This window comes from Ruegeria sp. CE8 (assembly GCF_056537465.1).
Genome location: NZ_JBQFRP010000002.1, coordinates 122,660 through 143,396, shown reverse-complemented (window position 1 = coordinate 143,396; position 20,737 = coordinate 122,660). Strand labels below are relative to the sequence as shown.

20 protein-coding genes are annotated in these 20,737 nt (G+C 58.5%); 7 read left to right on the top strand and 13 right to left on the bottom strand.

Annotated features, from left to right (window positions below; translation table 11 throughout):
* Positions 1-203 precede the first annotated feature (203 nt).
* Positions 204-1,040 (top strand): hypothetical protein, encoded by an 837-nt coding sequence (locus ACR0AA_RS03620; RefSeq protein ID WP_480662622.1) that lies wholly within the window; start codon positions 204-206, stop codon positions 1,038-1,040.
* Between the two features lie 14 nt (positions 1,041-1,054).
* Here the strand turns inward: ACR0AA_RS03620 and ACR0AA_RS03615 are convergent, their stop codons facing one another.
* From ACR0AA_RS03615 to ACR0AA_RS03590, 6 genes are all read right to left on the bottom strand, one after another.
* The gene (locus tag ACR0AA_RS03615) at positions 1,055-1,396 is read right to left on the bottom strand and encodes a DUF427 domain-containing protein (protein ID WP_480662624.1); all 342 of its coding nucleotides are present in this window, start codon (positions 1,394-1,396) and stop codon (positions 1,055-1,057) included.
* Between the two features lie 66 nt (positions 1,397-1,462).
* The gene (locus ACR0AA_RS03610) at positions 1,463-3,253 is read right to left on the bottom strand and encodes an aminopeptidase P family protein (protein WP_480755461.1); all 1,791 of its coding nucleotides are present in this window, start codon (positions 3,251-3,253) and stop codon (positions 1,463-1,465) included.
* A 72-nt stretch (positions 3,254-3,325) separates the two neighbouring features.
* Positions 3,326-5,203, bottom strand: coding sequence for a cobaltochelatase subunit CobT (cobT, locus tag ACR0AA_RS03605; protein ID WP_480755460.1), 1,878 nt, complete (start codon positions 5,201-5,203; stop codon positions 3,326-3,328).
* Positions 5,200-5,562, bottom strand: coding sequence for a hypothetical protein (locus ACR0AA_RS03600; RefSeq protein ID WP_480755459.1), 363 nt, complete (start codon positions 5,560-5,562; stop codon positions 5,200-5,202). The genes cobT and ACR0AA_RS03600 overlap by 4 nt, the downstream gene beginning before the upstream one ends.
* Positions 5,562-6,548, bottom strand: a complete 987-nt coding sequence (gene cobS / locus ACR0AA_RS03595) for a cobaltochelatase subunit CobS (RefSeq protein ID WP_480662632.1) — start codon at positions 6,546-6,548, stop codon at positions 5,562-5,564. The genes ACR0AA_RS03600 and cobS overlap by 1 nt, the downstream gene beginning before the upstream one ends.
* Positions 6,549-6,649: 101 nt before the next feature.
* The gene (locus ACR0AA_RS03590) at positions 6,650-7,072 is read right to left on the bottom strand and encodes a methyltransferase family protein (RefSeq protein WP_480662634.1); all 423 of its coding nucleotides are present in this window, start codon (positions 7,070-7,072) and stop codon (positions 6,650-6,652) included.
* Positions 7,073-7,445: 373 nt separating this feature from the next.
* Here ACR0AA_RS03590 and ACR0AA_RS03585 point away from each other — a divergent pair, with 373 nt between their 5' ends.
* On the top strand, positions 7,446-8,351 hold the full coding sequence (locus ACR0AA_RS03585) for a Hint domain-containing protein (RefSeq protein WP_480755458.1): 906 nt from the start codon (positions 7,446-7,448) through the stop codon (positions 8,349-8,351).
* A 5-nt stretch (positions 8,352-8,356) separates the two neighbouring features.
* Here the strand turns inward: ACR0AA_RS03585 and ACR0AA_RS03580 are convergent, their stop codons facing one another.
* On the bottom strand, positions 8,357-8,983 hold the full coding sequence (locus ACR0AA_RS03580) for a J domain-containing protein (RefSeq protein WP_170331529.1): 627 nt from the start codon (positions 8,981-8,983) through the stop codon (positions 8,357-8,359).
* A 108-nt stretch (positions 8,984-9,091) separates the two neighbouring features.
* Between ACR0AA_RS03580 and ACR0AA_RS03575 the strand changes: the two genes are divergently transcribed.
* Positions 9,092-9,346, top strand: coding sequence for a BolA family protein (locus ACR0AA_RS03575; RefSeq protein ID WP_480755457.1), 255 nt, complete (start codon positions 9,092-9,094; stop codon positions 9,344-9,346).
* 18 nt (positions 9,347-9,364) lie between these two features.
* Here the strand turns inward: ACR0AA_RS03575 and ACR0AA_RS03570 are convergent, their stop codons facing one another.
* A complete protein-coding gene (locus tag ACR0AA_RS03570) occupies positions 9,365-9,892 on the bottom strand; it encodes a winged helix-turn-helix transcriptional regulator (protein ID WP_480662641.1) in 528 nt (175 codons plus the stop codon).
* 49 nt (positions 9,893-9,941) lie between these two features.
* Here ACR0AA_RS03570 and ACR0AA_RS03565 point away from each other — a divergent pair, with 49 nt between their 5' ends.
* A complete protein-coding gene (locus ACR0AA_RS03565) occupies positions 9,942-10,331 on the top strand; it encodes a VOC family protein (RefSeq protein WP_480662643.1) in 390 nt (129 codons plus the stop codon).
* A gap of 60 nt (positions 10,332-10,391) precedes the next feature.
* Here ACR0AA_RS03565 and ACR0AA_RS03560 read toward each other — a convergent pair whose 3' ends face one another.
* From ACR0AA_RS03560 to pepN, 5 genes are all read right to left on the bottom strand, one after another.
* Entirely contained in the window at positions 10,392-10,796 is a 405-nt protein-coding gene (locus ACR0AA_RS03560; RefSeq protein ID WP_480755456.1) for a DUF4177 domain-containing protein, read from the bottom strand.
* A gap of 175 nt (positions 10,797-10,971) precedes the next feature.
* Positions 10,972-12,483, bottom strand: a complete 1,512-nt coding sequence (gene gatB, locus ACR0AA_RS03555; RefSeq protein ID WP_480662647.1) for an Asp-tRNA(Asn)/Glu-tRNA(Gln) amidotransferase subunit GatB — start codon at positions 12,481-12,483, stop codon at positions 10,972-10,974.
* A gap of 70 nt (positions 12,484-12,553) precedes the next feature.
* Positions 12,554-13,813: a hypothetical protein gene (locus ACR0AA_RS03550; RefSeq protein ID WP_480662649.1), complete on the bottom strand. Its 1,260-nt coding sequence runs from the start codon at positions 13,811-13,813 to the stop codon at positions 12,554-12,556.
* Between the two features lie 130 nt (positions 13,814-13,943).
* Positions 13,944-14,372, bottom strand: a complete 429-nt coding sequence (locus ACR0AA_RS03545) for a hypothetical protein (protein ID WP_480662651.1) — start codon at positions 14,370-14,372, stop codon at positions 13,944-13,946.
* Positions 14,369-16,921, bottom strand: coding sequence for an aminopeptidase N (gene pepN, locus ACR0AA_RS03540; protein ID WP_480755455.1), 2,553 nt, complete (start codon positions 16,919-16,921; stop codon positions 14,369-14,371). The genes ACR0AA_RS03545 and pepN overlap by 4 nt, the downstream gene beginning before the upstream one ends.
* Positions 16,922-17,126: 205 nt before the next feature.
* Between pepN and ACR0AA_RS03535 the strand changes: the two genes are divergently transcribed.
* The 3 genes from ACR0AA_RS03535 (at position 17,127) to ACR0AA_RS03525 (ending at position 20,716) form a co-directional block, all read left to right on the top strand.
* Positions 17,127-19,259, top strand: coding sequence for a malate synthase G (locus tag ACR0AA_RS03535; protein ID WP_480662654.1), 2,133 nt, complete (start codon positions 17,127-17,129; stop codon positions 19,257-19,259).
* 25 nt (positions 19,260-19,284) lie between these two features.
* On the top strand, positions 19,285-19,710 hold the full coding sequence (locus ACR0AA_RS03530) for a GlcG/HbpS family heme-binding protein (protein WP_480662656.1): 426 nt from the start codon (positions 19,285-19,287) through the stop codon (positions 19,708-19,710).
* 226 nt (positions 19,711-19,936) lie between these two features.
* Complete coding sequence (locus tag ACR0AA_RS03525; RefSeq protein WP_480662658.1) at positions 19,937-20,716, top strand: gamma-glutamyl-gamma-aminobutyrate hydrolase family protein; 780 nt, start codon at positions 19,937-19,939, stop codon at positions 20,714-20,716.
* Positions 20,717-20,737 lie beyond the last annotated feature (21 nt).

The following is a 20,737-nucleotide window of genomic DNA, read 5'->3' as shown; positions in this document are numbered from 1 at the left end:
GCCTGATCTTGAACCCGGAGATACAGTGTGACCCTATCAGAGGAAAACCTCCTGCTCATCGGGGATTTGTTTCCTGTCCAAGACGGCCAGCGTTGTGTTTCAGAGGTGATCCGACACTTTGCAGGTGGTGCGTCGCCGGGCCACGCAAGTAAATTTTTTCAATCTAAACGTATTCTTTCGTGTCTATTTTGGAGGACCTCAGAATGCGTATACAGACAACAGCGGCCGACCCGGTCCGGCCGGTGGCAGGCGGCGTTCACTGCTTCGAAAACGAGAAAAACTGTTTGTGCTTGGAATTGAATGACAGCACGCGAATTCAGGCGCGCCGCGTGTTTCTGGCGGCAGGGGTTCTGGGAACTGCAACGCTGCTTGCACATAGTCTGCCACAGATTGCGGAGATCGGCTTTCAGGATCACGCGCCTTACACCATCAACTGTCTGGGGCTGAGGCGGGCTCTGGGGTCGCCGCGGAATTATACGAACCGGGGAAACTTCAATGCGATGACGCTCAAACGCAAAAACGATGGTAAATGCGATCTCTTTGCCTCCGTTTACGCCGTGTCACAAGCGCCGGTCAGCTTGGTGACGATGTTGGGTCTGGGTCCGCGCTTACGCGGTTGGCGTATGGGTCGTTTTATTGTTTTCGTGCAACCCCTCCGGAACTGGACGCCCAAAACATTTGTGAAATTTCGCCACCAGCCACAACAAGACCGCATCGAGGTAACCCATGTCCCCGCACCGGAACAGGATGACCGTCTACTGTGCTTTCTTGATTGGCTCGCGTCACACAGAGTGCGCAACAAACTGGGAGTCACGGCGCCCGGACAGGGGTTCCACTATCACAATTTGACAATCGGTGCCCGAAACGAACCTGTGGACCAGACGGTTGAAACCGCCTTTCAGGGCCAGGCTCGGGTCATCGATGCCTCTTGCCTGACTGAAACTGGCTGCCCGCCACACACCCTGACGTCCATGGCGCAGGCCTACGGCCGTGTGAGCCACGACGTGGCCAGAACCGAACGGGTAAGAGAGGGAATCTGAGGCCGGATCTATCCTTAGATCTGCTCGACCTTCACGGAGTCGACGCGATAGAACGCGACGTGGTCCTTGATTTCGGCCATCGCCGGAACAGGGTCTTCATAGCTCCAGGCTGCGTTTTCGGTCACCGAAGATTTGTTTGCGATAGAGTAGTGCGTCGCATCCCCTTTATGCGGGCAATGTGTGACCTTCTCCGTACGGTCCAGAAAGGCCATCCCGATATCGGCGCGAGGGAAGTATATCACCGGTTCCAGATCACCTTCCAACAGTTCCAGTGCGTTCATGCTCTCTCCAAGAACGGCGCCGCCGGAACGAACACTCCATTTACCAGCTGCCTTACGGATCGTTATCTCAGTCATCTCTGCTTCTTCCCTCGTCTTATTCTTCGGATCACTCCTCTGCCCAGTTTATGTGACAGTTCAGTGTCAGATCGGTGCAGTTGCGGCATCCAACCACAGTTGAGCGTCAACGCCCAGCCTTGGACGGACTTTTTCCGCAACGTCGCGGTGATAGGCATTCAGCCACGCTCGTTCTTCCTGCGTAAGCATATCGACTACTATAAGCCGCCGGTCAATCGGAACGTAGGTCAGGGTTCGCCAATTCAGCATTGCGCGCTCGTCATCCCCGCTGGGCAGGGCCGGGGCCTCTTGCACCACAACAAGGTTTTCGATCCGAATACCAAAGGCACCCTCGCGGTAGTATCCCGGCTCATTGGACAGGATCATGCCCGGTTCCAGCGGCACATTGCTGACCTTCGACAGGCGCTGCGGCCCTTCGTGGACGCTCAGATACGCGCCGACCCCATGGCCAACCCCGTGATTGAAATCCTGACCCGCCAGCCAAAGAGGAGCCCGTGCGATGCATTCAATGTCCCGCCCGGCCAACCCAACAGGCCAGCGTAGCATGGACATATTGATCATCCCTTTCAGAACGCGCGTGAAACACGCTTTTTCCTCATCACCCACGCCCCCGATCGCGATGGTGCGGGTGATGTCGGTCGTGCCATCGAGATACTGCCCGCCGCTGTCCAGAACCAGCAGATGCCCATCCTCCAGCCGGCTGTCTGTCTCCTCAGTCACCCGGTAATGCATGATCGCGCCATTGGGCCCGGTGCCGGCAATCGTGTCGAACGAGATATCCTGCAAGGCGTTGTCCCGCCGGCGGTTCTCCTCAAGCTGCGTGACCACCTCCACTTCGGTCAGAGCGCCAGGGACCTGTGCGTCCAGCCAGCAAAGTGTTTCGATGACGGCCACGGCGTCGCGCAGATGCGCCTCGGCGCTGCCTGCGATTTCAGCCGGGTTCTTGCGCGCTTTGGGCAAGGCGCAGGGATCGCCCCGGTCCAGCATCTTGCCGCCCAACACGTCCGCGACGGCCTGGGGCAGCGTTCCAAGATCGACTTGAACGGTTCCTTCCAGTTCAGCGACCACGCCCAGAAATGCCTGAGGTTTATGGACCTGCACCTGACTTCCGAGATGGTCGTTCAGCCCAGCCAGTTTTTGCGCGTCCATGAATAGGTCGACCCGCCCATCCGCATGCAGAATGGCGAACCCATGCGCAACCGGGTTGTACCCGATATCCGACCCTCGAATATTCAGGAGCCACATGATCGAATCCGGCAGAGTAATGACCGCCGCAGTACATCCGTTCTGCTGCAAGTCGTCGGCCAACCGCGCGGTTTTGCTTGCGGCTGTTTCGCCGGAAAATTCAATCGGATGCGGCTTGACCGGGTTAAGCGGAGGATCCGGCTGATCCGGCCAGACCCGATCCACTAGATTGGCGCTGCGCAACAGTTCGATGCCGCTTCCGTTCAACTCTTTTTGTGTGCTGGAAATCTGGCCAGCCGCATGCAGCCAAGGATCAAAGGCAACCTTGCCACCGTTGGGCAGTTGCTCTTTCAGCCACATACTCAGGCTGGTTTCGGGCCATGGCACCGGCGTGAACTCGGCCGCGACCTGTGCCTTGACCTGCGTGCGATAGCGCCCGTCGATGAATACGCCGGCAGTATCCGTTAAGGCCGCGCAAAACCCTGCCGAGCCGGTAAACCCGGTCAGCCATGCCAGTCGCTCATCCCGTGGTGCTACGTACTCACCTTGGTGCGCGTCCGCGCGCGGGATCAGAAACCCGTCGACCCCTTCCTGCGCCATTTCGGCCCGCAGGGCGGCCAGCCGGGGTGGTCCCTGTTCCGGGCGCGCTGTCACGGCAAAGGACTGAAACATCTCATACCTCTCTCAGACGGGTCTTACCCCTTCATCTTTTCTGAAATACTCCTGCCGGAGGCAAGGCCAGCTTCAGCTGGCCTTTTTCATACCCATCACACGGGCCCGGGCACGGGGGTCACTGTCGAATAGAGCCGCCAACTGCTCGGTCATTGCGCCCGCCAACTGCTCGACATCCGTGATCGTCACAGCGCGGTCATAATAACGGGTCACGTCGTGGCCGATCCCGATGGCGAGAAGCTCGACCATCTTGCGCTTTTCGACCATGGCGATCACGTCGCGCAGGTGTTTTTCCAGATAATTAGCGGGGTTGACGCTCAAAGTTGAATCATCGACCGGCGCACCATCCGAGATCACCATCAGAATCTTGCGCTGTTCTCGCCGCGCCAGCATCCGGCGGTGCGCCCATTCCAAAGCTTCACCGTCGATGTTCTCTTTCAGCAGGCCCTCTTTCATCATCAGACCCAGATTGGGTCGTGCGCGGCGCCACGGGGCATCCGCCCCTTTGTAAATGATGTGGCGGAGGTCGTTCAGACGCCCTGGCTGCTGCGGGCGGCCATCGTTCAGCCACGCTTCACGTGCCTGACCGCCTTTCCATGCCCGTGTGGTAAATCCCAGAATCTCGACCTTCACGTTGCAGCGTTCCAGCGTCCGGGCCAGAACATCGGCACAGATAGCAGCGATCGAGATCGGACGTCCGCGCATCGAGCCTGAATTGTCCAGCAGCAGCGTCACAACTGTATCGCGGAACTCGGTGTCTTTTTCGACCTTGAAGCTCAACGGAGTAGTCGGGTTGGCAACCACACGTGCCAGACGACCGGCATCGAGGATACCCTCCTCGCGGTCGAACTCCCAAGACCGGTTCTGCTGTGCCTGCAACCGGCGTTGCAGCTTATTCGCCAGACGACTGACGGCACCTTTCAGCGGCTCCAGCTGCTGATCCAGATAGGCCCGCAGCCGTTCCAGTTCGGCAGGTTCTGCCAGATCCTCGGCCGCGATCTCTTCGTCGTAGGTGCTCAGATAGACCTTGTAGTCCGGGTCGGCCTCAGACGCTGGCGGCGGGGCAGGCGGCTCCATCGGGGCCTCGCCTTCCGGCATCTCAGCCTCATCACCCATCTCATCCTCGGCCATCTCGTCCATCGAGACCTGAGCCTGAGACTGGTCCTGCTGCTCTTCCTGAGTTTGTTCAGGGGTCGCGTCGGCCTCTTGTTCGTCCTGATCATCCTGACCGGTGCTGTCGGGATCGGGCTGTTCTTCGGCGTCGTCTTCGGCCTGATCTTCCTGATCTTCATCCAGTTCATCCGGGTCTTCACCCAGCTGGTCGCCGTACCCCAGATCCTTGATCACCTGCCGTGCGAATTTGGCGAATTCAGCCTGATCCGAGAGGATCTCTTGCAGGTTGTCCAGCGTACCTCCGGCCTGTTCTTCGATGAATCCACGCCACAGGTTCATGATGTTCTCAGCTGCGGGCGGCAAATCCCGTCCGGTGGCCAGATGGCGGATCAGATAACCGGCGGCCACCGACAACGGGGCATCTGCGGGTTGTTTGCACTGGTCGTACCCACGGCGCAGCGCCTCGTGCCCGATCTTTACGTCGATGTTCGAGGCGGTGCCGGGCATATCCCGTGCGCCCATCGCCTCGCATCGGGCAACCTCCATCGCCTCATACAAATCCCGCGCCATATCGCCCGGAGGGGCATAGCGCGCGTGTGTCGCATCGTCATGGTACTTGCGCTGCAACGCCAGAGCATCCGCCGTTCCGCGCGCCAACAGAACCTCTTCGCGGGTCATACGGCGAGAAACCTGCGGCAGACGCATCGATTCACCCGACAGACCGGATGGGTCGACGGTATAGCTCACCGACAGTTCGGGATCGTCAGCCATGACCTTCGTCGCCTCGGCCAAGGCCTTTTTGAACGGATCGGCGGGGTTGTCGTTTGGTTTACTCATTTTGGTTTTCCCAAATCCGGATCAGAGTATTCGGCGAAGACAGCATCTGGGTCCCGTTGCAGCAGGTATCTGCAGTGAACTTGAGAATTCTGGCTTGGTTTCAGGTTCAAGACAATGGATTTCGGCGTCTTCCATTGCTGGGCAATGACACCGACAGGTACCTCATCCACTTCAACCACCCAAGTCGCCATACCTCCTGAAATGCGCGCCAAGTAATTCCGCGACTGAATGGCTTTGCATAGATCAAAGCCCGTCGTTGGTGCAGGAACAATAAGAATAGCGCGATTAGGTGCGGACACATCATCCCCTGCTGCTACGCTATCCCGCGTCAGCGACAAAGAATAATGTGTGGCGTTCATCACCCCAAGCTCACGCTCGCAGCGCTTTCCGGCAGTTCTTCGTCGAAGCAGCGCTGATAGAACTCGGCGACCGTTTGGCGCTCCAGCTCGTCACATTTGTTCAGGAAAGACAGGCGGAAGGCATAGCCGACGTCGCGGAAGATCTCGGCGTTCTGGGCCCAGTTGATCACGGTTCGCGGGCTCATGACGGTGGACAGGTCGCCGTTCATGAAGGCGGTCCGGGTCAGGTCGGCGACTGTGACCATCTGGCTGACGGTCTTGCGACCCTTCTCGGTGTTGTAGTGCGGTGCCTTGGACAGAACGATCATCGTCTCGGCGTCGTGGCTGAGGTAGTTCAGCGTAGAAACCAGCGACCAACGGTCCATTTGCGCCTGGTTGATCTGTTGCGTGCCGTGATACAGGCCGGTGGTGTCGCCCAGACCGACCGTGTTCGCGGTGGCGAACAGGCGGAAGTTCGGGTTCGGCGTGATGATCTCGTTCTGGTCCAGCAGGGTCAGCTTACCATCATGCTCCAGCACCCGCTGGATCACGAACATCACGTCCGCGCGGCCTGCGTCGTATTCGTCGAACACGATGGCGACGGGGTTCCGCAGGGCCCAGGGCAGGATGCCCTCGTGGAATTCGGTGACTTGCTTGCCGTCACGCAGCTTGATGGCATCTTTACCAATCAGGTCGATCCGGCTGATGTGGCTGTCGAGGTTCACCCGCACGGCGGGCCAGTTCAGGCGGGCGGCAACCTGTTCGATGTGGGTCGACTTACCCGTGCCGTGATATCCTTGGATCATCACCCGGCGGTTGTGGGAAAAGCCTGCCAGAATCGCCAGCGTGGTCTCGGGGTCGAACTTGTAGGTCGGATCGATGGCAGGCACACGGTCGCTGCGGTCTGCAAAGCCCTTGATCGCCATGTCGGTATCAATACCGAACACGTCACGGACCGAAATATCTTCGGTGGGTTTTGCGTTGATATCGATCGATCCGTCAGCCATTCGCCTTGTCCTTATCCTTTGGCCCGCATTGCCGGGTTTGAACCCGTGTGTGGTGCAACATATTGCGGGCAAGGGCAAGGGAAAGCCGCGCGCGTAGGGACTTAGGCGGATGTTTCTTTGAAACTGGCCTTATCGACGCACGCAGATGGTTGTTCGAGGATCGCGTCACTGGCCCGGATCAGGCTGCGTTCATCAACGAACCGAGGGGTGGAATGCATGTACTCCTGGAACGCACGGCCGTATTCCTGCAGCAACCAGCGTTCTTCGTTCAAGACGAATAGAAAGTAGATAACGAACACCAACGCGGCCAATCCGAGGGTCACCCAGGATCCGCTAGCAATACCCAGATCCACAGTGGCCAGAACCGATGTCACATATTGCGGGTTGTGCGAATAGGCGTACATGCCGCCGGTCACCAGCCCGTCGCTCTCGCAATAGGTGTTGTCGAGGCCCAGAAATCGATAACCCCAGAGGGTGATCCCGAAGGACAGCACCATGATGGGAACGCCGATCACATAACGCACCCAATATCCCAGCCGTTGACCCAGGCCTCGCAAAGGGCAAAAACCACTGTCGCGCCGCAAAACAGGCGGAACAATCCAAAGGCCGCATGGTGCCGCCAACCGCTGGCGCTGGGCCACAGGCCCAAGTCGGGCAGATCTCTGGTTGGGTATGGGCCAAAGGTTCGGCCCATTAGATAGGGCGTAACGGCAAATTGTAACAGATTGAGCAAACACCCCACCCCAAAGCGACTGAATGCAGACATCGAAAGGGAATGCAGAACATCGCCAATGCAAAAAAATCAAATTCTAACATTTAGATGTTAATTTTGAGTTAATGTGCATCTTGTACAGTGTGCCAAGTGTTTCTGTTTGTAGTTAGGTTCCAAGGGTTCGCATGTCACTTACAATTTTAGGCCCGTCTTCGATCGCGATTCCCGGTGGATCGACCTCCGTTATGCAGCAGTACACCGCTACGAAAGCCGGGGCTTCATGGACTGTGGTTGTTACGGGGACAGGCGGGTTGGACCCTTCTGATTACACTGTGTCAATTTCTCCGACCGGCGTTTTGACCGTCGAACTTACGCCGGGTGCGGACATACCCCTGAACACGCAGCTCACCGTCGAAATATTCGCATCGACTGGTCCTGGAAACGGTAACAATGACTCGCTCATAGTAACGGTGGACCTTCCTGCCGGAACTGTGCCGTGTTTCGTGAAGGGGACTTTGATGGAGACCGAAAAAGGTGACTGCCCGGTCGAAGAACTGTCGGTGGGGGACAAGGTTCGCGTGTCCAGCGGTGAATTGCTGCCTATTCTGTGGATTGGTGAAAAGACCCTAAGCGCGGAAACGTTGAAGCGAAATCCACACTTGCGGCCAGTTTGCATTCAGAAGGGAGCGATGGGAGACGGCTTACCAACCCGCGATCTATATGTGTCACCCCAACACCGGATTGTTATGGAAGGGTGGCGCGCGGAATTGTTGTTTGGAGAGCCGAAGGTCTTCGCCGCAGCAATTCATCTGGTTAATGATAAAACAATTCGTCAGATACAATCCGATGAAACGGTCACATACTACCACATTGCGTGCAGCCGCCACGCGATATTGATGTCGCATGGTTTGCCAACGGAAAGCCTATTTCTAGGCGATATGGCCCTTTTGTCTTTCGATCGTGAAGATGTAGAAGAGCTTCGTGAGCTTTTTCCCGAACTGCGTGGCCCTGCATCCAACTGGAAACAGACACGTATTCGTTGTTTGAAACGCCCCGAGACCGAGGCGTTAAGTAGTATGCTGACGCAGTAACCCGATTACTTGAAGTTCCGGCTGTCCTTGATCTGATCCCAGGCCCAGACGACCTCTTGCAACTGCTCTTCCTGCGAGCGATCGCCGCCGTTCATATCCGGGTGCAGCACCTTGATCAGCTTCTTGTAGGCTTTGCGCACTTCGGCCTTGGTCCAGCTGTCGTTGGCTTCCAGAATCTCGATTGCACGACGCTCGGTCGGGGGCAGACGACGACCGCCGCCGCCAGAGGTGCGGCCCTTGTTCTGGGTGCTGTTCGCGCCAAGCACCTGATGCGGGTCCTCGATGCCCAGACGGGCCCAGGCGCGCGCCTCAGGGTCGCCCATGGGCTTGGTCTCGCGTTCCCACACTTTGTCCTTGGAGCGTTGGGCGTTCAGCTCGGCCTCGGTGGTGCCGTCGAAGAAGTTCCACTTTTGGTTATACTCGCGCACGTGCTGCTGGCAGAACCAGAAGAAATCATCCAGAACATCGGGTGCCTTGGGCGCGCGGAACTTACCCGGCTCGTTGCAGCCCTCATGGTCACAGATTCGCACTGAGGTTTCAGATGCGCCCGACATCCCCCGACGCCCGCGCGGGTTCTTTTTCTTGGCGCTGGAAACGGACATATCGAATCCGAAGGGGTCTGATTTCGTCATGCTCTGATCCTTACGAACACATCTTTTCGACTCGGAGGCAGCAGTTTAATCTAAGCAGCCGAAAGTAGAAGAGGGGGGCGGCAAAATTTTTTGCCGCTGAGCGAAAAAATGACTGTGACCGACGAAATCCGATCCCGCCTACAGGCCGCGTTTGAACCGCGCGAGCTGGAGGTCGTGGATGACAGCGAAAGCCATCGCGGTCATGCCGGGTACCAAGAGGGTGGTGAAAGCCATTTCAACGTCCGTATCCGTGGCCGCGCATTCGAAGGGCAGTCCCGTGTTGCCCGCCATCGGGCTGTTCACAAGGCGCTGGGCGATATCGTTCCCCGCATTCATGCGCTGGCGCTGGATGTTGATTCCTAAGCAAGCCTTGCACTTTGGTCAGGCGGCAAGCGCAATTGCCTGATTGATCGCGAAACCCCGGTTTATCGCGCGATAAGTTGGGAAGGGCTGGCGGTGCGTCGCGTCGATTTCTCGTTGTATCCATTCCTGCTCTTCCAGCCGGTGGAGCGACGTTGACAATGCCCGATCCGAGATTGTGACCAGACCGGATTTGAGGGCTGAGAAACGTCGCGGTACGTCGGTCAGCGCCAGAATGGGCGCGGTCCAGCTGCGGCGTAGCACAGCGAATTCTATATCACTCGGCACGGTATTTACGATCCGGCTGGCGGTTTCGGCCATCGGCACACCGATCTGAGTCAGTCGGAATTCGGGTCTTAGCGGATGACCGTGACCGGGGTTCCGTTCCAGAAATCCCAGCTGAATCAAGTGATCAAGACTTTGGGTAAAAGACGTCCGACTGGCCGTTGTCGCAGCCAGCAAGGGTGCCTGACGCCCAGGAAGGCCCTCGTGCATCAATGCCAGAATATTCAGGGACCAGGCGCGGGACGTGAGCTTGACAAGAATCATTATGTCCATAAAGTATAGTTACTTTATTTTTAAACCAAAGGAAAGTTCTATGCCACTTGTCTCATTGGAAAACACGATAACGCTGGCTATGTCCGTGCGGGATCGACACGCCAGCGCCGAATGGTATCAGGCCAAGCTGGGCTTTGAGCTGATCCACCACATTGATGAAGCCGGGTGGAGCGAGATGAAGACCAAAACCGAAGGCGTGACCCTAGGTTTGGGCGAACAGGCAGAGCCCGCGCCGGGTAATACGGTGCCGGTGTTTGGGGTGTCCGATATCACAGTGGCCCGGAAGTCTTTGGAAGCTTCGGGCGTTAGGTTCGATGGTGAAACGGAAACCATCGAAGGCATGGTAAGCACCGCGACCTTTTACGATCCTGACGGAAACGCACTGATGCTGGCGCAAGATCTCACCCAGGCCGCGAATGCGGCAGAGTAACTCTGATTAAGGGTCTGAAAACGCGACGAACCATGGACCAGCTTTGCGGGCTGGTTATGGCTAGTCTTTGCCCGTGTCGGACAAGTCCGCCGCTTTGAGGGTCAGTGGAGGGTCCTTGACCTCTTCGGAAATGGGCGCGGGCGCTTGCACTTCTTCAGGGCCTGGGATCGGCTGCGCCTCGACAACCTCCTCAACGGTCTCGTCCGCCGTGCGCGTCGAGGTGAACGTGACCTCGATTTCACGCCGAAACACCAGAACATTGCGCCAGTTCACGGTCGACGTAGTCAGGCCCGAGCGCTCCTCGCTGGGCAATAGTTCCGCGCGCTGGTATTCCCAGCCGTCCTGGCCCATCTGGTTCAGGACCTGTTCGATTGACACAGCAAACCGCCCTTCGGCGGTTTTGACGCCCTTGGCCTTGGTGCCTTTTTGCGGGGCGGGGACAACTTTGTATTCGTAGCGCTGCATCAGATCTTCCTGGTTGCCGATCCCAAGCAATCTAACATGTTGCCGGGTTTCGAAAAGTCATCTTCGCCCGCAGGGCAAATTCTGTGTCATCTGTTGCGCGTACCCTGCGCAGGGACCGGCAAGGTCCAGGCCATACGCCTGAAACCTGCCGTAGAAGTCGTTTAATCCGAAAGGCTTACGATCCCAGTTTCTTGCTGACCAACTCGTTGACGGCCTTGGGGTTGGCCTTGCCGCCGGTTGCCTTCATCACTTGACCTACGAACCAACCCGCCAGTTTCGGGTTCACTTTGGCCTTTTCGACCTGTGCCGGGTTGCCGGCGATGATCTCGTCCAGCGCGGCTTCGATAGCGCCTGTGTCCGTGACCTGCTTCATACCGCGGTCTTCGACGATCTGCGCGGGGTCACCGCCTTCGGTGTAAACGATCTCGAACAGGTCCTTTGCGATTTTGCCCGAGATGGCGTCTGAGGCGATCAGGTCAATGATCCCGCCCAACTGCGCAGGCGTAACCGGAGACTCGGTGATGTCATGGTCTTCTTTTTTCAGTCGACCGAACAGTTCGTTGATCACCCAGTTCGCGGCCAGCTTACCGTTGCGACCCTTGGCGACCTCTTCGAAATAAGCGGCGGATTCCACCTCAGCGGTCAGCACCGACGCGTCGTAGTCGGTCAGGCCGAACTCGCTGATGAATCGTGCCTTCTTGTCGTCTGGCAACTCGGGCAGATTGGCCGCAATGTCGTCGACCCATGCCTGTTCAATCTCCAGCGGCAGCAGGTCGGGGTCGGGGAAATAGCGATAGTCGTGCGCCTCTTCCTTCGACCGCATTGAGCGGGTTTCACCCTTGTCCGGGTCGTACAGGCGGGTTTCCTGATCGACCTTGCCTCCGGCTTCTACGATGGCGATTTGACGACGGGCTTCGACCTCGATCGCCTGCTGGATAAAGCGCATCGAGTTCATGTTCTTGATCTCGCAGCGGGTGCCCAGATGCGAGAAGTCCTGCGTTTCCTGGTACTTCTCATATGCGCCCGGCAAGCAGATCGAAACGTTCACGTCCGCCCGCAGGTTGCCGTTCTGCATGTTGCCGTCGCAGGTACCCAGATAACGCATGATCTGACGCAACTTGGCGATATAGGCGGCGGCCTCTTCGGGTCCGCGAATGTCGGGGCGGCTGACGATCTCCATCAGGCAGACACCGGTGCGGTTCAGGTCGACGAAGGACATATGCGGATCCATGTCGTGGATCGATTTACCGGCGTCCTGCTCCATGTGGATGCGTTCGATGCGGACCATGCGCGCGGTGCCGTCGCCCATCTCGACCAGCACTTCGCCTTCGCCCACGATGGGGTGATACAGCTGGGAAATCTGATAGCCCTGAGGCAGGTCGGGGTAGAAGTAGTTCTTGCGGTCAAAGGCCGATTTCAGATTGATATCCGCCTTCAGGCCAAGGCCGGTACGGACGGCCTGTTCCACGCAGAACTCGTTGATAACCGGCAGCATCCCCGGCATCGCCGCGTCGACGAAAGCCACGTTCGAGTTCGGCTCGGCCCCGAACCGGGTCGATGCGCCCGAAAACAGCTTGGCATTGGACGAGACCTGAGCGTGCACCTCCATCCCGATAACCAGTTCCCAGTCGTGCTTGGCCCCGGCAATGGTTTTGGGTTTGGGCATTTCGTATGTCAGGTCGAGCATGGCGCGCCTCATTTCCGCAGAAGTCTAAGCCTGCGTATTAGGCCCGGCACGGCCTAGGGGCAAGGGGGAATCAGTGCCCGGACAGGTGCAGACCCTTCGGCGTGAAGGTCACGTCCAGTCCGCTGCGCAGCTCATCACGGAACAGATCGGCTATCGCGCGCAAAGCGTCACGTTGGCCACGGGCCGCAAACCGCTCGGGCGAACTGATGCGGACGCTGTTATTGAACCCGTTCGCTGCATGGGCCCAAATCAGCGGGTGCAACTCGGTCAGGTGATCGCGGATCAGCCAGTTTGCGGCCTCATGAATTTGGCTGCGTACCTGATCAGCTTTGTCGTTTCGGCCAGCGCCCTTCTGGATCGTGATGGAGCAATAGGCCGAAAGTAAATTGACGGTCTGCTGATCCGGACGCCGGCGCAGAATGTCGTGTAAACCTTCCACGAAGTAGTCGACATCCAAGCGCGCGCAGGCCTCTTCGTCCAGCGCAATCGCGTCGAACTGTACCCAGGTATAGCCGCCGGCACCCCATAGCTCTTGCGTGCGGGCCGCCATGCGTAGGGCCTGAACCTCAAGCTCGTCATAACTGCCGAACCAGCGCGGCAACAGATGAGTGCCCATCGCGCGCATGTGCCGCTGGTTGTGTGGGTCCAATTCGATCAGCCGTTCGTATTCATCTGCCACACGCGTATTGGCCGTGCGCTGGCCCGCAAGCAGGGCACAGCCTGCAGCGGCGACGATCGGGCTGTTCGGCGCGGCCGCGCGGCATTCCGGAAAAATCGCTGCGGCTCGGTCGAAATGCGCGGAACACCGGGATCGGTGTAGCGTAGGCAGGGTTGCTTCCGTTGTTGTGCCCCGCCACGCCCATGCGAGGTCAATATGCGCGAGCGCCACCACGAGTGCGATCATCGGATCGTCGGCGTGGGCGCGCATTTCGTCTTCCAATTCTGAAATCCCGCTCAGCACATCAATTTCCGACAGCGCCTTGGCGTCAGAGAGGGCGTGCTCGACGGCCAAGACCACATCGGCCCGAGCGCCAAAGGCCAACAGTTCCGCGATTGGCATCCCGTCCGGCGCCGTGTCGCGCGCATCGTCCGCAGCGCGCATCAGGTCAGTCAATTCTGTCCATCGGTCCTGTCTGGCCAGAAAACGCCCTTGCTCAATAGAACTCCGCCCAATCTCATCCTGCGCCTGAATATCGGCTAATGGGATGTTCAACTGCCCTTGATCGGGCAACACAGCGGCAATAGCAGAATCCGCGTGGCGCGTATCCGGCGCGGTTGGGCGCGAAGAAGACCGGGAACGAGACCAACGGTCCCTAAAAAACCAGAACATGGCAACACTCGAAACAAAAAAACCAAGTAACCTAGCTTGAAAGCTTTGCCGGAAATGATACCGAATTCAAGTTTTTTGGATTCTATCGTTAAATTTTCTTAGATAATTTTCAAATTTTGCAAACATTGTTTCAGAATGCGGTGAAGTGGTGACGTTCGACACGAAAGCCCGCTTGCTGCAGCACCTGTTCGAATTCGCGGTGGTGTGGGGTCGACTCGTCCGGCAATCGAATACGTTTCCCAGAGACCAGAACCAGCGAGACGCGAACCGAGAAATCCCACCGGGTATCGAAGCGGATGTAGTCTATGTCCGAGCACTCGACCTCGGCCTCGCGGGTTCCGGTAAACCACCGCAGTTTGTCCTGATCCAGGCTCAACCCGGCGCTGGTGTTCTGCGCAATGTCCCATAGGGCAGGCAAAGTGGCCAAGCTCATAAGACCAACTAGCCACCACGCCGCGTCAAACAGGATCACAAGGGCAAGGAGCGCCGCATAGACGCAGATCAGGACACCGACTGTGCGCGGCGCCCTGTTCTGACGGGTGAACGTGAAGTCCGTCATGCGTTGAGGATACGAGAAACCATCTCGGTCGTGTCACGTGACAGATTTGGCGTTTCGGCGATGCGGGTCAGTTGTGCACGGATCAAGTCCTGCCGGTCCGCGTCATAGCGTTTCCACGTTTGGAACGCCGAACACATCCGTGCAGTGGTTTGCGGGTTGACCGGGTCCAACTTGATGAGCCAGTCCGCCAGCAGTTCATAACCGGCACCGTCTTCGCGGTGGAAACCAGCGTGGTTCATTGCCAGAGCGCCCATGACGGCACGGAATCTATTGGGGTTCTTCCAGTTGAATTCAGCGTGCTCTGTGAGCGCGCGCGCAATGTCGGCAGTGGTAACGGGGGACGCCATTGCGACTTGAAGGCCAAACCATTTGTCCATGACCAGACGGTCATGTTGCCATTGGTCGTAGAACGCAGACAGTTCGGCTTCGCCTTTACCAGCGCGCAGCAGGCAGGACAGGGCGTTCAGTTGCAGCGTCATGTTGCCCGCCGCGTTGTATTCCTCGGCCGCCCTTGCGCCGCCATCCAACCGCGAGGTCAGAGCCAGTGCGGCGCTGCCAAGCGAGCGTTTGCCGGCTTGCTCGGCATCAGGGCTGTATGCGGCTTCGATCAAGGTCTCGCTGTGCAGGCGTGGCAGCAAGTCCTGAACATGCTGCGCTGTTGCCTGCCGCAGCGTTTCGACAGCAGTCCAGATCGTCATTGGATCGGGCGTTTCGCCGCGATCGTACAAAGAAGCGGCCAACTCGGACTGTGTGGGAAGCCCCAGCATCAAGGCCCGATAGGCGGGGTCCAGTTCACCGTCGCGCAGTACCGCCAGAATCCCGTCCAGGTAGTCGGCGCCCGGCGCAGCGTCTTCGAGGATCATGCGCAGCAGCGTGTCCTGGGCTAGTGACCGCCCCGCCTGCCAACGGTTGAACGGATCGGTGTCGTGGGCCAGCAGAAATGCGCGTTCAGCATCGGTGTGGTCGTGCTCGAGGATCACTGGGGCCGAGAAATCCCGCAGGATCGAGGCCACAGGTTTGGCTGCCAAGCCGGTGAAGGTGAAGCTCTGCTCGGCTTCGGTCAGTTCCAAAACTTCGGTTGCGCGTACTTCGTCTCCGTTGGGGCCAAGCAGGCCGACGGCAACGGGGATCACCTGCGGCAGCTTCTCGGGCTGGCCCGGCGTTTCTTCGGTGCGCTGGGCAAGGGTCAGCGTATAGGTGCCGTCATTCCAGTCTTCGCTCACGGTCACGCGCGGTGTGCCGGATTGGCTGTACCAGCGCTTGAACTGGCTCAGGTCGCGACCGGTGGTATCCTCGAACACCTTGATCCAGTCTTCGATGGTGCAGGCCTGACCGTCGTGGCGGTCGAAATACAGGTCGAGCGCCTTGGCATAGGCGTCATCCCCGACCAGACGTTTCAACATGCCGATGACCTCGGCGCCTTTCTCGTAAACCGTTGCGGTGTAGAAGTTGTTGATTTCCTGAAAGCTCTCAGGCCGGACCGGATGGGACAGAGGCCCATTATCCTCGGGGAATTGCCGTGCGCGCAGGTCGATGGCGTCATGGATGCGTTTCACCGGGGCCGAACGCATGTCGGATGTGAATTGCGCGTCACGGAATACTGTCAGGCCTTCCTTCAGGCACAGCTGGAACCAGTCGCGGCAGGTGATCCGGTTACCGGTCCAGTTGTGGAAGTACTCATGCGCGATGATCGCCTCGATGCGTTCGAAGTTGGCATCGGTCGAGGTTTCGGGGCTGGCCAAAACAGCTGAAGAGTTGAAGATGTTCAGCCCCTTGTTCTCCATCGCGCCCATGTTGAAATCGTCGACGGCCACGATGTTGAACACGTCCAGGTCGTACTCGCGGCCATAGACGTCCTCGTCCCATTTCATGGACTTCTTCAACGCCTCCATGCCGAAGTCGCATTTGCCCTCATCGCCGGGGCGGACCCAGAGGTTCAGTTCGACCTCTCGGCCCGACATTGAGGTGAACTGGCCGGGATGAGAGATCAGGTCACCGGCGACCAGCGCGAACAAGTAGGCGGGTTTGGGCCACGGATCGGTCCATTCGGCCCAGCCTTCGCCTTTGCCCGAGGGGTTGCCGTTGGAGAGCAGCACCGGAAGGTCGCCATTGATGCGCACGGTGAATGTTGACATCACATCGGGGCGGTCAGGGTAATAAGTGATCTTGCGGAATCCCTCGGCCTCGCACTGGGTGCAGTACATGCCGTTCGACATATAAAGCCCTTCGAGCGCGGTGTTGTTGCCGGGATCGATCTCGACCTCGGCTTCCCAGACGAAGGGGGCATCGGGCACGGTGGCTGTCAGGCCTTTGTCGGTGACCTCGGGCGTAATGTCCGTGCCGTCGATCAATGCGCGGATCAGTGTCAGCTCTTCACCATGCAGAAAGAACGTCGTGTCGGTGGCATCCGGATTCGGGCGAAATGCGATGCGCGAGGTCACGCGGGTCGCGTGGGCGGCAAGATCGAACGTCAGATGCACGCTGTCCACCAGATACCCAAAGGGTGTGTAGTCTTTCAGATAAATTGTCGTTGGGGCAGCGTCGCGCATCAGGGGCCTCGCATCATTTCGTGTTTGCGCGAACGTATGGGCTGTGGCGGTTGGCTGCAAGCGGTGCCGGACCTGCCTGTGCATGCCCCGAACCGGATTTTGGTAAGTCTTTTTAACCGCGACGCTGCGACGCAAGTTGCCTATCGGAAACATTCGCCCTAAATGCTGACGGCATACAGTCGTGCACATTCCCAGGAGAGACAACATGAGCAGTAGACAGTCGCGCAGCGGACTGCAGGTGGATAAGGTTCTGGCCGAGTTTATCGAGGGGCAGGTCCTGCCGGGAACAAGTGTCACAGCGGATGCCTTCTGGGACGGTCTTGCGCGCATGGTTGCCGAGTTGGGCCCCAAGAATCGCGCGTTTCTGGCCAAGCGACAGGATATCCAGGGCAAGGTCGACGCATGGCATCTTGAGCACCTGGGGCAGGAGCATGACGCCGAGGCTTATCAGGCGTTTCTGCGCGAGATTGGCTATTTGGTCGAGGAAGGTGCGGATTTCCAGATCGAAACCGCCAATGTCGACCCCGAGATCGCCTCGATCCCTGGGCCACAGCTTGTTGTTCCAATCACCAATGCCCGATTTGCGCTAAATGCTGCCAATGCGCGCTGGGGCAGCTTGTATGACGCGCTTTACGGCACGGATGCGATGGGTGATCTGCCCAAGGCAGGCGGCTATGACGCAGCACGCGGCGCGCGGGTGATTGCCTGGGCAAAAGGATTTCTGGATGACGCGGTGCCATTGGTAAGCGGTTCATGGGCGGATGTATCTGAACTGCGTGTCGAAGAGGGCGCGCTGGTGCCTGCATTGGCCGATGCTTCGCGTTTTGTAGGCTACGGCGGTTCGGCCGGGACCCCAGATTTCGTACTGCTGAAGAATAATGGTCTGCACATCCGGGTCGTGATCGACCCGTCCAGCAACATCGGCGCGTCCGATCCTGCGGGAATCGCGGACGTTTATCTGGAATCCGCGCTTTCCACGATTATGGATTGTGAGGACTCGGTGGCCTGTGTCGATGCCGAAGACAAGGTTGTAGCCTATGGCAATTGGCTGGGCTTGATGAAGGGCGACCTGACCGAAGAGGTTACCAAAGGCGGTTCCACCTTCACGCGTAAACTGGCTGACGATCTGACCTATACGACCGCCAATGGCGCATGGGATGTTCTCAAAGGCCGATCTCTGATGCTGGTCCGCAACGTGGGCCACCTGATGACTAACCCGGCTGTTCTGGATGGCGATGGCAACGAAATCGGCGAAGGGCTGATGGATGCGCTTTGCACCACGCTGATCGCTATGCATGACCTGCAGCGCGAGGGTGGGAATTCGGTCACAGGCTCGGTCTATGTGGTGAAGCCCAAAATGCACGGGCCAGCGGAAGTCGCTTTCTCGGTTGAGATTTTCGATATGGTCGAAGACATCCTTGGCCTGCCGCGCAACACCGTGAAGCTGGGTATCATGGATGAGGAGCGCCGGACTTCGGCCAACCTCAAGGAATGTATTCGTGCCGCGAAATCGCGTGTGGCCTTCATCAATACCGGCTTCCTTGATCGGACCGGGGATGAAATCCACACCTCGATGGAAGCCGGGCCGATGCTGCCCAAGGGGGACATCAAGAACACGCCGTGGATTGCCTCCTACGAGGATCGCAATGTCGATATTGGCCTGGCTTGCGGACTGAAAGGGAAGGCACAGATCGGCAAGGGCATGTGGGCAATGCCCGACCGGATGGGCGACATGCTGGAGCAAAAGATCGGCCACCCGAAATCCGGCGCGACCTGCGCCTGGGTGCCGTCGCCGACCGCAGCGACCCTGCACGCAACGCATTACCACAAGGTGGACGTACTCGCCCGTCAGGACGAACTGGCTGCAGGCGGTGCACGCGGTACGCTGAACGATCTGCTGACCATTCCTCTGCTGGGCGGCCGCAACCTCAGCGATGATGAGGTCACGCGTGAGATCGAGAACAACGCGCAAGGCATTCTGGGCTATGTGGTGCGCTGGGTCGATCAGGGTGTTGGCTGTTCGAAGGTGCCGGACATCAACGATATCGGCTTGATGGAAGATCGCGCGACCTGCCGGATTTCGTCTCAGGCGTTGGCCAACTGGTTGCATCACGACATCATCTCGAAAGAGCAGGCCATGGCCGCGATGCAAAAGATGGCGGCGGTGGTGGACCGCCAGAATGCGGATGATCCGGATTATCGCCCGTTGGCGCCCGGTTTTGACGGAATTGCTTTCCAAGCGGCCTGTGATCTGGTCTTCAAGGGGCGCGTGCAGCCATCGGGCTATACCGAGCCGGTCCTGCATGCCCGCCGGTTGGAACTGAAAGCCAGCCTTTAACGTTTAAAGAACAACAGGATACGATATGGCAGTTTCATTGCGCAAAGCCCGCACCATCATCCGAAAAGCCCTTGAGAAAGGGCATGAGATGGAACTCAAACCACTTTCGATCGTCGTGCTGGATGCAGGTGGCCACGTGATCGCGTTTGAACGCGAAGATGGCGCGGCACCCGGTCGGTTCGCGATTGCGCACGGCAAGGCCTACGGTTCGGTCATGCTGGGCATGGCTGGCACGGCCCAAATGCAGCGGGCAGAAGCGCAAGCTTATTTCATGGCCGCCGTGAACGGCGTCTATGGCGGACAGGTGGTGCCGGTTCCGGGTGGCGTTTTGCTGCGTGACAAAAAGGGCGCCGTAATCGGAGCCGTAGGAGTGACCGGTGATACGTCAGACAACGATGCTGCTGCGGCCTTGGCCGGGATTGAAGCCGCTGGTCTGACCGGCGAGATCTGAACCATTGAAGGGCGGAAGGCCTGCAAGGCCCTCCGGTCCCTGCAGGTGTTTGCGCGACGCCTAAAGTTCCTGCAGCGATCTATAAACAGAGTAAGGTCCGGACATCTTCCAACATGTGCATGGTTGAACAAGAACTTGCGCTGCCACGCAGGGCTTGTGCTATTGCGCGCTTTTTGCGCTGCCGATAGTTTTTCTGAGAATACAGGAAACAACACAGGAACGCAGAATGTCTCGACCCGTCGTCGGTATCATCGGCAATTCGTACTTGATGAATGATCAATATCCAACTCATGCCGGTGGGACGATGAATTCGGACGCGGTTGCGAATGTGTCGAACTGTTTGCCGCTGCTGATCCCGGCAGATCCGCGTTATGTCTGCGTCGATGAACTGCTCGAGGTTTGTGACGGATTTCTGCTGACCGGTGGGCGTCCGAATGTTCACCCCGAGGAATACGGCGAGCCCGCGACCGAGGCGCATGGCGAGTTTGACCGGGCGCGCGACGCGATCACCCTTCCGCTGGTGCGGGCCTGCGTCGAGCGTGGCCAGCCGTTTTTTGGCATCTGCCGCGGGTTTCAGGAGGTAAACGTGGCGATGGGTGGGACCCTGTATCCTGAAATCAGGGATTTGCCGGGCCGCATGAACCATCGGATGCCCCCCGATGGAACCTTGGAAGAGAAGTTTGCCCTGCGCCATATCGTGTCATTGAACGAAGGCGGCGTTTTTCACCGTCTGATGGGCGCGACCGAAGTGATGACGAACACGCTGCACGGGCAGGGGATCAAGACCGTCGGGCACCGCGTGGTGATAGACGGTCACGCGCCTGATGGGACGCCCGAAGCGATCTACGTTCAGGATGCGCCGGGATTCACCCTGTCGGTGCAGTGGCACCCTGAGTGGGATGCCGAAAATGACCCCGTCTCGCGCCCCTTGTTCAAAGCATTTGGCGCAGCAGTGCACGCCTGGGCCGCAGGGTCTGACGCGCCATTGGCCCAACGGTCCGCGTAATTCGTGCGCCGGTCTGGGAGA